Origin of the sequence: Gaoshiqia hydrogeniformans (assembly GCF_049347105.1) — a bacterium.
Classification (GTDB): domain Bacteria; phylum Bacteroidota; class Bacteroidia; order Bacteroidales; family Prolixibacteraceae; genus Gaoshiqia; species Gaoshiqia hydrogeniformans.
Map to the genome: position 1 here is coordinate 185,498 of NZ_CP186334.1, position 15,994 is coordinate 201,491.

Sequence of the window (15,994 nt, forward strand, 5' to 3'; positions counted from 1 at the left end):
TCTACCAGGGAGCCGTTTTATAAACATGGCCTAACGATAAATCTTCAAACTGATTGACAGTTTCAAAGTCGGCGTTGATGGTTGCCAGGTTGGTATCAACGGCCACGCCATAACCTCCGCCATGACTGATTTTGGTTTGTGAAATAGTCAGTTTCGACACCAGGCCTCCCCCAACGGCAATACTGGCAATCTGCCCAATTCCCGGATGTTCGGTTTTACCCGCGTAAAGAACATCGGCATAAGTGAGAATATTAAAATTGCTGTTGGTCTGAAACTGGACGCCGTACCACGAACCTTTGGTTTCATTCATTCCTGTAAAGGTGATTCTCGTCGTTTCTGTTCCCTGGGCGTTCAGGTAACCGTTACCGTTTACTCGCATTCCTCTGCCATCGACAAATTTCAGTACGGCTCCCGGCATAATTTTCAAACCCGACTGGATGGAAATATTGCCGCTGACCAGGTACGATGCACCAAAATATAAGGCTGGCCAAACCGATTCCTCGTTGGTTTGAAGGAACAAAGGTCCGGCATGGATTTCAATCCCGTTATGGCCATTGCCCACAAAAGTTGACCATGCAGGTCCCGGATGATTAATTTTTCTGACTTCATTTGCGGGCAGGCCAACAGCCGAGCCGGCATTATATCCAAACTGATTGGCTGCAAATTCTACTAATTCGGCGTGGTTTTCAACATAAAGCCCAAGCCCCCCACTTTTTCCAATCTTTGAATTGGTTAGTTTGAGTTTGGCATGGTTTTCTCCGTCGAGAGCAACCGCTGCTTCTTTGTCAAAACCACTCAGATCGTCACTTCCGGCATCGTAAACCTCCACATATCTCAGTTCATTATTCGCGTGGTTTGATTTGATGGCAATTCCTTTCCAATAACCGCCATCAACTGATTCGGCTCCATGAAATTTAATGAATTCATCATCGGAACCCAAAGCCCGCAAATAGCCTCCCGGAGCAACGGTCAGTTCCGCTCCGGCATCGAACAAAAACTCGGCCCCTTCAAAAATTCGCAACCCACTGTTCACCACAATTTCTCCCCGAATGAAATAGGGTACCGTTTGGGCCGGAGTCCTATTATCGACCGCCCTACTCCAGTAAATCTCGTCGACACCCCATACCGTATTGCCATCAACCTCAATCCGGTTAACCGTGTTGTTGTAAACGTATCCTCCCATATTTTTCAGGTGAGAAGCCGCTACTCTCGCTGGTTTCCTGTTATTCAAAATTCTGTTGCTGAACAAAACATCACGCCAGTTCGCGCCCGACTCAACCACGATACCATACCCGTCACTGTGCTGAATGATCAGCGATTCCACATTAAGGGTAGCCGTGTTATTCAGAGCCAAATTAGCCGCAAACTCAATTCCGTCGGCAGGATTGCTTCCGCCGTATTCTATAAGAACCCCTTCGAGCTTATTCAAGGCGCTGGATGAATTTATGATCAGGCCTTTCCAGTACCCGGGTGTTTTTTCCTTTCCGGTAAAAATGATTTCATGTGAAGCCCAACCCGCTGCAACAATACTCCCGGGATTGTCGATGTACATCGCCTGACCGGCCTCAAAAGCAATGGTAACGGATGGATCAATCATAAGATGTCCGGTAACATGAATGTCCTGAGTGACCAGGTAATCAGGAACGGCAGGATCGTCAAAAATATTGACCAGACGGTATTCGGTCGTAATATCCTGATCTAAAACCACGGTTCCCTGGGGCGGAGGATTATTAGCGGTGGTGGCATTGATGGATACTTCATCCGTGTCATCAAAATTCCCGTTGTAAATCTTCAGCTCCACCAGATAGGTTCCGGCAACATCAGCCGTAAATTTAGGCGAAACGGTCGTTTCATCCTCCAGGGTTGGCGTGCTGTTTACCGGTTTGCTTTTAATGCTCCATGAAAATTGAAAAGGTTTTGCCGCCAGGTCTTTCGAGCTTGATCCGTCAAGCACAAGTTGTTGGTTCGTTTCGGTTTGCAGGTCGGCGCCTGCATGGGCCACCAGGGTGTTTTCACCAAAGGGGCTGTCGGTTGATTCGTCTTCGCATCCCGCTAAAAAGAATAGCGATGCAATCAATACGATTAATACTTTTCTCATCTGTTTCTGACATTTAATTGTTTGATACAAAATTCAGACGAACCGGAGAAACGTGAAATACCTGATCAACAGGAAATCGACTACCGTGTAGATGGTATTTTAAACGGAATTTGTGTGTTTAGAGCCTGCCGCTCCCCCAATGGAGATTGACAATAGATAATTTAGTCCCGGAGCTTTGCGTTAAATGCAGAAAAGGGAGCATCCCGAAAAAGGCGCTTCAATAAGAGCTGGCTTGTTTTGTTTAAATCATCTTGTGTTTCAGTGCAAATTTATAAACGCCAAGGGAATTGCGCACGCCAATCTTCTTCATTAAATTTTTACGATGGGTTTCAACTGTTTTTGGGCTGATATAGAGCTTTCCGGCAATTTCGACATTCGAATTTTCCAAAGCGATCAACTTCAGGATTTCAATTTCACGCTCCGTGAGCATGTCCAGTTCATTCAATTCCTGCATAGTCTCTTTGTTCTCACGCAATAAACGTTGTGCCAGTTGGCTGCTTATGGATTGACTCAAATAAATTTCCCCGTTCATCACCCCGTGAATGGCCAGTTCGAGTTCGGCCTTTCCTGTATTTTTAAGGATATATCCGGAGGCGCCCGCCTCGAGCATTTCTTTCACTGAATCCGGTTCGTTATCCATCGTCAATCCAAGTACTTTCACCGACGGATAAAGTTCCCTGATTTTTTCGGTAGCCTGCGGGCCGCTTATTACAGGCATGTGCAGGTCAACAACGGCCAAATCGACCTCGTTTGTTTTCATCATCTCCAATAATTGGGCGCCATTGTTAACGGCAGCGACGATCTCAACCTGGTCAATCTGCGCCAGCAAGGCGCTTAAGCCGTCCAAAAACAGTTGATGATCATCGGCCAGCAAAATTTTGATTTTACCCATCGTTCAGTTTGTTAGTGGAATAGTAACATTATAAATGGTTCCCCGGTTCAATGAAGAGTCTACATCAAAATAGCCATTCAGCAATTTCACCCTTGAATGGATGTTTTTTAAACCTAAACCCGAACTAACCATGCCGGGGTCAAACCCCATCCCATCATCTTCAACCATTAAATTAATACCTTCATCGTTCCTGGTCATATTCAACGTCATCTTTTGGGCATTGGCATGTTTCACGATGTTGTGGATAATTTCCTGGGTGATCCGGTACAAGGTGAATTTTACTGCTTCGGGTAACTCGTCCGAAATACCGAACGTTTGAAGTTTGAAGGCCAATCCGTTGGCATTTCCGTGTTTAATTAACAAGTTCTCAATAATTTCGGTTAAACTTTTACCTTTCAGGTCGGGCGGCATCAAATCGTGTGAAATTGCCCTGACCTCGTTGATACTTTCGTCCAATAATACCGACGTTTGCCTGATCAGCTCGGTATTGCCCGGGCCGGCCTGTTCATTGCCAGTTTCCACCCGCGACAAATTCATCTTTACCAACGCCAACATTTGACCCACACTGTCGTGCAGTTCTTCCGCAACCCTTTTCCGTTCTTTCTCCTGCGATTCAATGATGGCTTCAATTTTTTTCTGCTCCTGAGACTGGATTTCCTGGTTTAACCGGTACAGATTTTCATTGTACATGGCATTTGCCAGGGCGATGGAAGCATGCTCGGCCATCAACGAAAATAAACCATCTTTCTCAATGGCGGCGGGCTTTATGTTCTCAAGATAAATCAAACCTTCGATGCCTAAACCGGAAAAAACAGGGTAGCAAAAGATATTTTCGGGAACGTTACGGACGAAATAAGGGTCATCGGCAAAATGGGCCATCTGCCTGACATTTGTCAACATGATCTTTTCAGCTTTATTGACGGCATAGTTTAAAACTTTGGCAGGCAATTCACCGGCAACGTTTGATAAGGGTTTGTTCTCCAAATGATCCCATTCGGGTTTATTGGTTGAAAGAACCTGCCATCCGCTTTTCTGCAGACTTAACACAGCGCCCCCTTGTGCCTGACTTTGTTCGGTCAGATCCGACAGCAACAACTTGCCAAGTTCGTTTAATTTTAAATCATGGCTTAATGCCGTTCGGTGAATGATGTTTCTGACTGACTGATAATCGGGCAATCCGGGTTTCTCTGCAGCAGTTTTATCCTTTCCCAAAAACGGATATCTCTGTGTCATCCAGGCTACTTTGGCATCTGCACCCCATTTGGAATAAAGTTTTAGTGCTTCTTTCAAATAAAACCTCCCCGGAAGTTGTCTGTCTTTGCTGAAATAATATTCAGCGGCTAACTCGGCTGCAATTGCCGCATGATGGGTGAATTTTTGTTTTTTTGCTTCCTGAATTGCTTGGTCGTATAAATGGGTTGCCTTTTCAAACTCACCTTTACACCTGGCAATTTCTGCTTCAATCAATAACACCTTGTGAAGATAATTACCGGAGCCAAAGGTTGAAAGCCTCCGGAACTCGTCGAGTTTTGGGTTAACTTTCGCCAGGACGTCATCTAATAACCCGTTTTTTTCAGAAACCGAATGAAGTAAACTTAAGCTGTAAAACAGATAATGCTCCAATTCGATCTGAAACCCGCGGTAAATATTTTTTAAATTTTCGCACACGGCCCCTGCTTCCAACGCTTTGGTGTAATGGCCCGACAGGTAATAAAGTTTCTGCAGCGCAAGATGTAAATGGTACCTGCCACTCAGGTTATACTCCGACTCCCTGACCAAATCCTCAGAAAAAACAAATTCACCTTCATTCTCAGCAAAACCAGGTTTAATTCCTGTCAGGTAAGCGCTGAGGTCCGAATCAATGCTGCTGATAAAAAAAACAAGTTGGTTTTGGTTCTCCAGCTTTTTTGAATACCGTTGGTGCTTCTTCAGGTTTTTTCCACGGTAGGTATTCAGCAACATGATATTGGTCGCACAAAAGGAGGCAAAATGATGGTCTCCTGCTTCTTTAGCTAACAGTACGGATTCTTTCAACTTCAATACGCCTGTTTTGTAGTGATTCTCCCAAACAAAAAAGTTGAGGGTGGCAATGTAATAGATGATATGGGTATAACTGCTGAATGGCTGTTTCTCAATCATCCGGAGCGAAATTTTCCCCAGCAGGTACGCCATTGACAGATGCGCCTGACTAACAGACGCTGACAAAAAACTCAATGAAAACAACACCGGCGTCATGGGAGTGAAACCTTTTGTAAAACTCATCAACAAAAATTTAATGCCCATGAAAAGGTTCTTCCTGACATCCATGTAATAAACAAAAGTCATGGCATTTATAACCAGTTCGATTAAATCCTGGTATTCCTGGTCGGGATTGATCAACGCATTAAAGTCGGTGTTTTCATTTAAACCCAAAGCCATGCGGCTAATTTCAAACGAATCGTCAGACACCTGTTTAAATAATTCATCCGGATGGTCGGGAAACACAATCTCAAAATCGTTTAATACCGATTCAAGGCTCTGAAGCCCTCCAAGCAAGATATCCTGGACTTCCTTTTTTGAAATCAGGGCGGAACAGATTCGGACTTTGATCAGCGTAGCCAGAATTTTTTGATGCCGGTTAATTTTTAGTTGCAGGACTTTGTTGGCGTAGAATAAAGCCTGATCGAATTTTTGCATCAGGAACATGGTCTCAGCGAATCCAAACAGGACTAAATACTCCAACCCGGGCTTATTGAACACCTGTTTTTCAAACACTTCCGCCAGCTTGGGATCACTGATGCCCATCTCGGGCAACTGCTGATGTTTCAGCAGTTGATCGGCAAACTGATAATATTCCCACGCCCGTTCAAACGCTGACTTTTTAATGGCCAGTCGCGCCGCCTGAATATTCAGAAACAGTTGTGCTGTGTTTTCCGGTTTTGTTTTTTCCGCTTCCCATCCTGCATTCAGGTGGTTGACGGCCTGAAACAGATCGTTCTGCCGGTAATCATTCATTCCCGACAACAGGAGGTGACCAATTTGATGATGAAGTCCGGATTTTTGACGGGCAGGCAACAAATCATGGGCCGCCGAAAACACCGTATCATGGACAAATAAGTAGGTGGTCCCTTTTTTAATCAGCAGGTCATCGTCGGTCAGTTTCAAAAGAACCTGCTCAATTTTTTCAGATGGAAAATTCAGGAGTTGACTTAACAAATCGGCCTTAAAATAATAACCGATGCACGACGCAACGGCTATGATCTGCTTATACCCGGAGGGCAACAGCTCAAGCCGTTCATGGATTAAGTCGCCTGAACTTTTTGATAAGCCAAACCGGGGCAGGTTTTCCCAAAATGAAGGTTCGTTCGCCAATTTGTTTTTTACCAACTGTCCCTTTTCAATCGCTTTTACTATTTCTTTCATTTTAAACGGATTGCCTTCACTTTCGTGCCACAGGTATTTACAAAATGCAGCCGTATCTTGTTCGCCAAATTGCCAGTTTTCAGGCACAAACCGTTTAAAATGATCGATACCAAGCGGTTTTACCGTAAAAATAAGCGTTTGTTGTGTCTGCCTCTTTTTGATGTTGTTGATTTTTGACTGAAGGTCGCTCCGTCCTTCGGATGGACGGTAAGCACCGATAATCATTAAGTCAGGAACAAGCTGGCGGTTGACAAGTTCTTCAATCAAATCCCACGACGCATTGTCGGCCCATTGCAAATCATCGAGAAAAAAAATGAGTTGGTAGCCCGAATGGGCAACAGACCGTAAGAATTTAGTGAAAAAGTAGTAGAATTTTGATTTGATCTGGTTTGTTTCTGTTTTAACCGCCGAACCTGCCGCCAGCTTTTTGCGTCCAAAAAATAATTCCAGCTCTTCAAAAACCGATGTGACGACGGTAACGTTATGCTGTAAGGCAGAATAGGTATTGTTTTTCAGTTCATTCAGTTCTTCTTCTGATAATACCAGAATTTGGTTTGCCCAGTCTTTTGCAGCCTGTTTAATGCCCTGGTAGGGAACCTGTTCGGGCTGATTGCTGTATTTTCCATATAACTTAAAGCACTTTTTCTTCTGATAGTTACCTAAAACCTGTTTGATCAACGATGTCTTTCCAATACCGGCGGGCCCTTCAACCAATAAAAAAGAAGTGCCTGAACGTTCAAAACCGGCCATCGACTTTAAAAGAAAATCGATTTCCTGTTCACGTCCAAAAAACCAGTCATCCCCTGAGTTTTGTATGTGATGGTTCATTGTCTCATTATTACAGCATAGAGAAAGATACTGGTTTTCTGTAAATTTTCATACTCCCGGAGAAATTGACTTTTGTAAAAATAAATCGGGCGAAAATATTCTGAAAATGAATTCAGAGCTATATATTTAACAAAGAAAAATTTAAATCCGTATTTTCGGCAACACTTATCCTTTCACCCGGTAAAAAAAAACTCATGACAGAGCATGACGATCAAATAAATCAACTTCGCGACCAACTGGAATCACTTTTGAGAAGACAAAACGATTTTTCGAGAGAAATTGATCAGCTGCGAATTGAAATAAACCGACTAAAGGCTGCAGAAGAAACGACTTCAGAAACACCAGCCCCCCAGCTTGAGACGGCCATAACAGAAAAGAAGGAAGCCGAAATCAGCCATACGGTACAACAACCGCTGATCACCGGTAAGTCGCCACGCTACCCGGAGCCGCCGGCGAGCAAAACGCCGAACATTAAATCGAACCTTGAGAAGTTTATCGGGGAAAACCTGATCAATAAAATTGGCATCGTCATCACCATTATTGGCGTTGCCATTGGGGTAAAATATTCGATCGAACACAACCTGCTCAGCCCGTTGACCCGGATTATTCTGGCTTATCTGGTTGGAACCGGGCTGGGGGTTGTTGGCCTGAAGCTACGGGCGAAATATGAAAATTTCAGTGCGGTCCTGGTCAGCGGCGCGATGGCCATCATGTATTTGATTACCTATTCGGCCTATGCCATTTACGAGCTGATTCCGCAAGTCCCGGCCTTCGTGATGATGGTTATTTTCACGGTATTTACCGTGACGGCTGCCATCGTCTACAACAGGCAGGTGATTGCGCACATCGGACTGGTTGGCGCTTACGCCATTCCTTTTCTGCTGAGCGAAGATTCGGGAAGAGTGGCCGTCCTTTTCAGTTATATGACCCTGATCAATGCCGGGATTCTTGTTCTATCGCTCAAAAAGTACTGGAAACCACTGTACTATTCTTCCTTCGGGTTTACCTGGCTCATCTACATCATGTGGTATGCAACAAAATATCGAACCAGCGAACATTTCGGCCCTGCGCTAACATTTGTTTCCCTGTTTTTTATCACCTTCTACACGATCTTCCTGGCATATAAACTCATTAAAAAAGAGGCATTTAAAACCAGCGACATCCTGCTTTTGCTGTCCAATTCATTTATCTTTTACGCCATTGGCTATTCGGCGCTCAACCGCCACCCCGCCGGAGAAAATCTACTGGGCTTATTCACGCTTGTCAATGCACTCATTCATTTGATTGTTGGCGCAGTGATATACCGGCAGAAACTTCCCGACAAAAATTTGTTCTTTCTGGTAGCCGGTTTAGCACTGGTATATATCACGATTGCCATTCCGGTACAGTTTGACGGAAGCTGGGTAACATTGTTATGGGCCGGCGAAACAGCTTTGCTGTTCGGGATCGGCCGTACGAAAAAGGCCCCCGTTTACGAAAAGCTGTCGTATCCAATATTGTTTTTGGCCTTTTTAAGTATCATCCATGACTGGGCAACGGCTTATGGCGGCTATGTTGTTGCCGACCCGGAAACGAGGATAACCCCCTTGTTCAATATTCATTTTCTCTGCTCTATGCTGGTTACAGGAGCATTTGCTTTGATCAATTTCCTTCATCGCCGTATACCTTCGGCGCTAAAACCCTGGCAAGCGTTCCAAAAAATCATGCCGGTCGCGCTTCCTGCCATTTTCCTGTTTACGCTTTATTATTCATTCCGGATAGAAATCGCGAATTACTGGAACCAGTTGTACACCGATTCTTTTCTGACAATTGATACCGGGAACCAGCAGAATTATTACCGGAACCATGATTTGGAAAGCTATAAAACAATCTGGGTGATCAACTATTCACTGTTCTTCGTATCGGTCCTTTCATTTTTTAACATCAAAAAGTTACGGGATGAAAAGCCTGGATACATCAACCTTGGACTAAACGTGTTGACCATCATCATCTTTTTAACACAGGGGCTTTATACCCTGAGCGAATTACGCGAAAGCTATTTGACGCAAAACCTGTCTGAATACTATCAACGAGGTGTTTTCAACATCGGAATCAGATACCTGTCCGGCGCATTTATGGCCCTGGCACTTACAGCCTGTTACCAATACATTCGCTCCGGTTTTATCCGGCAGGACTTCCGAATCGCCTTCGACTTTTTGTTATATGGTTCCGTTTTGTGGATGGCCAGCAGCGAAATCATTAACTGGATGGATCTGGCCGGATCAACACAATCGTACAAACTCGGATTAAGCATCGGTTGGGGTACCTACTCCCTGCTGTTGATTGTTTTAGGAATCTGGAAAAAGAAAAAACATTTAAGAGTCGGCGCCATAACATTATTCGGAGTGACGCTGGTCAAACTGTTTTTCTATGACATTTCGCACCTCGATACCCTTGCAAAAACGATTGTGTTTATTTCGTTAGGTATCCTTCTTTTAATCATCTCGTTTTTATACAACAAATACAAACACATCATTTCCGGTGAAAATTAGGTTTGCCGGTCATCATTTTTGCTCTTCGAGCCCGAGTTCAGTCATTTTCCAGAATTTGCCCACCATATCTCCATCCCAGGTATTGGATACATTTTCGATATCATAAATGATTTCCACCATGCTTTCGTCCAGGAAAACAGACTTTCCTTCCGGAATTTTCACGGTAATATCGAGTTCCTGGTCCAGCCACCGTTTCCCCTCGCCAAGGGTGTAATACGGGGCGAAAAACACCACCGAATCTTTCTGCGTAATATTGTAAACAATCTCTTCCACATGATCTCTGGCCGCTTCGACGCTGCTTCCGCGCGATTTTTTCCGAATCAGAATGACGAACTCGTTGGTGTTGCCCTTTTCAATATCCAGGCGGGGACTTCCCAACAAGACCGATTCTCCGTTTTCAGACAGCACCTTCATTCGTTGCAGGTCTATTTTGCTTTGATACCGGTGTTTATAATGATCTTCGCCAAGTTTCAGGTAAAGGGTCTGGCAATTTGCACAGTCGATCACCTGACTTTGACTAACAGTTGTCCGCTTACTGTACTCCTTAACCTGGCCCACAGAAACACTAATCACAACAATCAGAGCCACCAGCCAAACTGCCAGCCCGCTCAGAAAGATCAGCTTGTTATTTGATTTATAATTGAAAACGATTTTGGTGCCGATGTACAAGATTGCCAGAAGCGGTATTCCAATCAGAAATGCGACCGCGATCATAATAATGGTAAACGATCCGGGAGAGATAAAATAATTGGCGATCTCAGGCATTGAAAACCCGGGGCCCCAATGTCCGAACCAAGGAGCAGTACTGAACACCGAATGTCCGACAACCATCGAAGTCATAAAACCAACCAGACCCAGAAAGCCGGTCATAATCAAAAGCGCGCCAAACAAGACGGTTACCACCCTTAGCAATACTTTGAAGGCATCTCCCACGAAATCGCCAAAACGCGACATCCGGTTATATCCCTTTTCGTAGGCCGGAGAATGCATAAATTTATTATAGCTTTCCTCCATATCTTTCATTTCGTCGCGAAACGACTTCTGAATATTTGAAACCGTTGCTTCTTCACCTTTCATTTCGAGGCGTTGCGCAGTGGTCTTTGCCTTAGGGACGGCAATCCACAGCACCAGGTAAACCAGCAATGAAGCCCCTACTCCAAGAAAAAGGATCAGCACAAACAATACCCGGAGAATAACCGGGTCGATGTTAAAATAAGCGCCCAGGCCGGAACAAACACCGCCCAAAACCCGGTTGTCGGGATCGCGGTATAACCGGCGGCGAATTTTTTTCGCCGGGGCGGCGGCAGCTTCTTCCGCTTTTGGTTCTTCGGCCTCTGCATCCATAAAATCTTCGGGTTTCCCCATCCGGGAAATGATTTCATCTACCCATGCGTCGTTAATAACATCTTGCCCCTCTCCCATTTTCTCCAGAAACAATTCAGCGATCCGGGATTCAATATCCTGTAGAATTTCAACTCCTTCTTCCATCTGGCTGAAATGACGGTTCAGCATCTGCAGATAGCCGCGAAGTTTTTCATAGGCATCTTCGTCGATGTGAAAAATACTCCCGCTTATATTGATTGTAAATGTCTTTTTCATTTTCGTGTTATTTTGTGCTTTTGCGTTTTTATTCCCGTTGATGATTATGATTTTCTGGACTTAATGGTATGTACGGCCTCTACCAGCTCATCCCACGAACCGCCCAATTCGGCCAGAAACTGTTTTCCTTCGTCAGTCAATTCGTAATATTTACGCGGAGGCCCCTGAGTCGATTCTTCCCAGCGGTACCCCAGGAGCCCGTCGTTTTTCAGCCGGGTCAACAAGGGATAAAGGGTCCCTTCAACGACAATCATCTTTGAATGTCTCAATTCGTCGATGATGTCACTGGCATAAAGAGGCTTTCCATCCAGTACCAATAGGATACAGTATTCCAGAACCCCTTTACGCATTTGTGCTTTTGTATTTTCAATCTTCATAACATTCCCCTTTCATCGTCTCTAAATTTCAGCAATTTCCATCTCGACGCCTGCGCCATTATAAGGCCCAAAAACTGTTGTCACACATCCAGTCCTCCAGTTTAAGTTCGTCGTCTTTTTCAACGGTAAAACGATTGCTAAAATAAGATTCATCCGTCATCCAGCCCTCCAGGTTCAAAACATCATCGGTGGCCACATCGTAAAACATACTGTGACCGCCAAAATAGGCCTCGTTAGTCATCCAATTTTCCACTTCGAGCGATTCTTCTGTTGTCTGTTCAAAACCAAAATTTTCAGCTTCGGCCGGCAAACCGGCATCCAGCACAAGGGAAGCGTTCGACAAATCGGCTTCGGTTTCATGAACCATTAACATGGCCATTTTCCCAAAGCTGTTGTAAGTTAGCAGTTGTTTCCATAATCCCTGGGCGCTAACGGTAAAACTCAATAATACGACACTCACGATGACGGCAGCGCCTTTTAATACGAAGTTGGATACCTGATTGTTTTTTCTTCCCTGTTTGTTGTTCATTGTTTTCATGACTTTGTCTCCTGTTTGTTTTTTGTTTCTGTTTTCTGTTTTCTGTTGCTTAACTGTTTTCTGTTCGCTTCGAGAGCTTGTTTGTTTTCTGTTTTCGTTTTTAAGACGACTGATTTTTGCTTTCGTTACACTTATATAGAACTTTTTTTAAACTATTTCTATTCTTTACCTTGAATTAGGCAATACAAATATACAAACATTAAATGGAACTATGCAATACATAGTAGTAAAATTTTTGAATATTTTTTAATTAAGATGCAAAGTACTACATATCAAGCACATGTAATTATTTCCGAAATAAATATAATGATCTTCGATTCGTTAAAAGACAAAAAAAGGCTCCCAAGGGAAGCCTTTTTTATATCATTGCATTAAAAAATTCTAGTTAAAGATGTAACGAAGAGTTAATTGCATTGAATAGGTAGATGAATAACCGATTGTTTTTGTATAGTCGTCACCCAATACATTGATCCCGTTTCTTACATAGTTGTAGACAGGGACGGTAGTCGTACCCTGTGCACGTTGGTTGGTTTGTTTCAAGATAGCGCTTTGCGTATAAGACCATTGTGCCCCCCACTTATTATTCAGAAGGTTGCCAATATTTTTTATATCCAGCCCAACTTGCAAGGTATTTCTCTTGCCAGCTACCTTTGTAAAAATATCCTGTGTAATTTTGAGATCAAAAGTATGAGACCAAGGGTATACATGACCATTCCGTTCTGCATAACGACCTTTTCTACTTTTCAGGTAATCATTACTATTAATAAAAGCCCAAAAATCATCGGCCTGTTGCGAAGCGCTATATGTTTGTGTGTCCCCCGAGGCATCTTTATAGGTATAATCAGCAAAAGTCAGTTCATCTTTAGCTTTCGGCACATAAATCAGGTTATAAGCACCTCCATCACCCAACACGGCAGTGGTATACGTGTAAGATAATCTTCCTGAGGGTCCTCCTTCATAAAATACCGAGACTGTTGTTCCTAAGTTTTTCAGGTATTCTTTTCTGTAACTAATTGAACCAATTAAGCGATGTGGCATCACATAACTGGCATAACTTAACTCCTGTACATTGGCACCAAATGTGTTATATGGCGTGTACCACGCCGAAGCAATTTGGTCGCCAACCCCGTCAGTCACATTTTTGGCTCCACTGCGCGTGTAGGCAGCCATTGCATCCAATCCAAAGTCGAATGATTTTTCCAGCTTAGCTGTAATCGAATAATAATAACCTTCTTTTTCAGCATTGGTCAACAAATAGGCATTCTTTAACGTATTGTCATAAAACTTACCATAGTACGGACGATTATCTGGGTATCCCGGGATATCGGTATAAGCGCCTGGTTTTATCCCCACATTTGTAACAACAGCGGGATTGATGTCCTTATTGATGATCCCTTCTAAAGTGGCATTAATTCCACCTGGTAGTTTGGCATCCAATGCCAATGAGGTTTTCCAGGTTTGAGGCAATTTCAAATCGTCATCAATTAAGGTGACTGAACTAATTGAAGCTGTTGATGCTGTAATCCCGTCTGGATAAATCTGTTGCAACATGTCAATCCGGTCAGGAGTAAAAGAAGGAATTGTATTCCCATTCGTTTGCGTTGCAGTATACGTTGTTTGCAGAACACCTGCATCACCCGCCTGAGCCACAATCCACACAAACGGGATACGGCCTGTGAACAACCCGGAACCTCCACGCAATACGACTGAACGGTCTCCTACTAAATCGTAGTTAAAACCTACCCGCGGTGATACCATCAGTTTAGTGCCAGGCAAGTCTCTTGTATCATAATTCTTCATCAAGGTTGGATAATTGTAATCACCTGCACTTAACGATGTATTGGCAACTTGCTCATTATATGTGTCCAAGTCAGGATAAATCGGTAATTCCATCCGGATTCCCGCGTGCATTTTGAATCGCTCGCTCAAGGTAATTTCATCCTGCATATACAACGAAAGTTGTTTGTATTTAAAGGTAGGAAAGGCTTGAGAAAAATCATCATTGAATGAATGAGTAATCGCAAACTGGTTCGGATTGTTGTCGATAAAATCCTGCCATGTATTAAACTGATAATAGCCCGAACCGAACCGCTGAAAACCATTCTTGGTTGTGTTGTGCTCAAACTGAACGCCTGCCAAGAAGTTATGATTCTTAACAGAGAACGTAACTTCATCGGTAATATTCAATGTTTTAACATCGCGAAGGTTACCATAGGAGAACAATTCTGTCCCAAATGAGGTGTAGATATTTCCGTCCTCTACAATGTCAACAAACGGAAAAGTTCCTCCAACGGTAGAACGAGGTTCATCCTGATGCGAATAGGATACCCTTAACAAATTGCTAATCTTGCCATCATTAAATCGAGAGTTTAACTCACCTGCCAAGCTCGAAAAGTTTGTTTCCTGATAATAACGTGCATTTTCAAAGAAAAGAGCAGTCATTGCCGTTCTGCTATCTGTTGTAAACGAACGATTACCCAACCCACTGGTCGATGTAGAAGGATTTGATGGGTTTTTAGCTTTTGTATCCGAATAACGAATATTGAATTTGTGATCGTTGTTGATGTTCCAATCAATACGAGCAAACAATTTACTACCCGGACTTTCAGAAGAATACCCCTGATACGCTCCCGGATCATACTGGTGAGTTGAAATCAGGTAATTTTTAATTTCATCCATCTTAGCCGCTGTCGGACGAGCCACATTGTCCGATCCATCCGTATAGGGATTCGCCGCAGTAGCTGCAACACGGGCAGGACCCGGTTCAATTGATTCTTCTTTTTCATAGTTCACAAAGAAGAACAGTTTATCTTTAATGATGGGACCACCCAAACGAAAACCATACAATTTATATTCCGATTCATTTTTAGCAAATGATACATCTCCTACTTTATTTCCTTTGAATGATTCATTATTAAGGTACGTATAAACAGAACCTCTGAATTCGTTATCACCTGAACGTGTAACTGCATTAATACTTGCCCCGGTAAAACCGCTTTGACGAACATCATATGGTGTTACACTAATCGAAATTTGATCCAACGCGTCCAGCGAAATCGGGGAACCACTTGCCGGCAAATTTTGCCCAATACCAAATGCATTGTTAAATGCGGCACCATCAACAGTTACAAAACTTTGACGATAATTACCACCACCAATATTTGCACCGTTCGAATTGATTGTTGCTTGTGGTGTCAAACGAATCAGGTCGTTTACGCTTCTGCTGATCGTTGGCATTTCGCTAATCTGACGGGTACTCAGATTTGTGATAGCGCCTGCCCGATCACTTCGCATATTACTTTCGGCAGATCCAACTACCATTACTTCGCCGATATCAACGGAGCTTTCAACCAAACCTGCTTCAAGAACCATGGTCTCACCCAAATTCAGATTTACAGCAGTATACGTTGCGGTTGTATAACCAATAAACGAAACATTCACGGTATAAGGGCCACCGGGCTTCATCCCATTAATAACATATCTGCCTTCAGAGTTTGTCACCGTACCATACTGTGTGCCCGAAGGCTGGTGTACAGCAACGACGGTCGCTCCCGGAAGTTTTTCACCACCTGCCCCGGCAACAATTCCACTGATACTTGAAGTGGTTACCTGCGAAAAAACAGGCGTAAATGACACAAGCAGAAGAACAAGTAAAGCGTAATTTTTCAGTTTTGTTTTCATAAAACAGATTGATTTAAATTTTCAGTAAATAACATCATCTTATATTTT

The 15,994-nt window shown here is 43.5% G+C and carries 8 protein-coding genes; 1 reads left to right on the top strand and 7 read right to left on the bottom strand.

Annotation, left to right across the window (positions count from 1 at the left end):
• Nucleotide 1: 1 nt before the first annotated feature.
• From ACOIT5_RS00885 to ACOIT5_RS00895, 3 genes are all read right to left on the bottom strand, one after another.
• The gene (locus ACOIT5_RS00885) at nt 2–2,098 is read right to left on the bottom strand and encodes a hypothetical protein (RefSeq protein ID WP_423128586.1); all 2,097 of its coding nucleotides are present in this window, start codon (nt 2,096–2,098) and stop codon (nt 2–4) included.
• Between the two features lie 241 nt (nt 2,099–2,339).
• Nucleotides 2,340–2,990, bottom strand: a complete 651-nt coding sequence (locus ACOIT5_RS00890) for a response regulator (RefSeq protein ID WP_423128587.1) — start codon at nt 2,988–2,990, stop codon at nt 2,340–2,342.
• Between the two features lie 3 nt (nt 2,991–2,993).
• Nucleotides 2,994–7,220, bottom strand: coding sequence for an AAA family ATPase (locus ACOIT5_RS00895; protein WP_423128588.1), 4,227 nt, complete (start codon nt 7,218–7,220; stop codon nt 2,994–2,996).
• 194 nt (nt 7,221–7,414) lie between these two features.
• Between ACOIT5_RS00895 and ACOIT5_RS00900 the strand changes: the two genes are divergently transcribed.
• Nucleotides 7,415–9,751 carry a DUF2339 domain-containing protein gene (locus ACOIT5_RS00900; RefSeq protein ID WP_423128589.1) on the top strand — a complete coding sequence of 779 codons (2,337 nt, stop codon included), beginning with the start codon at nt 7,415–7,417 and terminating at the stop codon, nt 9,749–9,751.
• Between the two features lie 12 nt (nt 9,752–9,763).
• On the opposite strand, the gene ACOIT5_RS00905 is transcribed toward ACOIT5_RS00900, so the two are convergent.
• From ACOIT5_RS00905 to ACOIT5_RS00920, 4 genes are all read right to left on the bottom strand, one after another.
• Nucleotides 9,764–11,350: a PspC domain-containing protein gene (locus ACOIT5_RS00905; RefSeq protein ID WP_423128590.1), complete on the bottom strand. Its 1,587-nt coding sequence runs from the start codon at nt 11,348–11,350 to the stop codon at nt 9,764–9,766.
• A gap of 44 nt (nt 11,351–11,394) precedes the next feature.
• Entirely contained in the window at nt 11,395–11,727 is a 333-nt protein-coding gene (locus tag ACOIT5_RS00910) for a PadR family transcriptional regulator (protein ID WP_423128591.1), read from the bottom strand.
• A 58-nt stretch (nt 11,728–11,785) separates the two neighbouring features.
• The gene (locus ACOIT5_RS00915) at nt 11,786–12,265 is read right to left on the bottom strand and encodes a hypothetical protein (protein WP_423128592.1); all 480 of its coding nucleotides are present in this window, start codon (nt 12,263–12,265) and stop codon (nt 11,786–11,788) included.
• Nucleotides 12,266–12,646: 381 nt separating this feature from the next.
• A complete protein-coding gene (locus tag ACOIT5_RS00920) occupies nt 12,647–15,946 on the bottom strand; it encodes a TonB-dependent receptor (RefSeq protein ID WP_423128593.1) in 3,300 nt (1,099 codons plus the stop codon).
• Between the last annotated feature and the right edge of the window lie 48 nt (nt 15,947–15,994).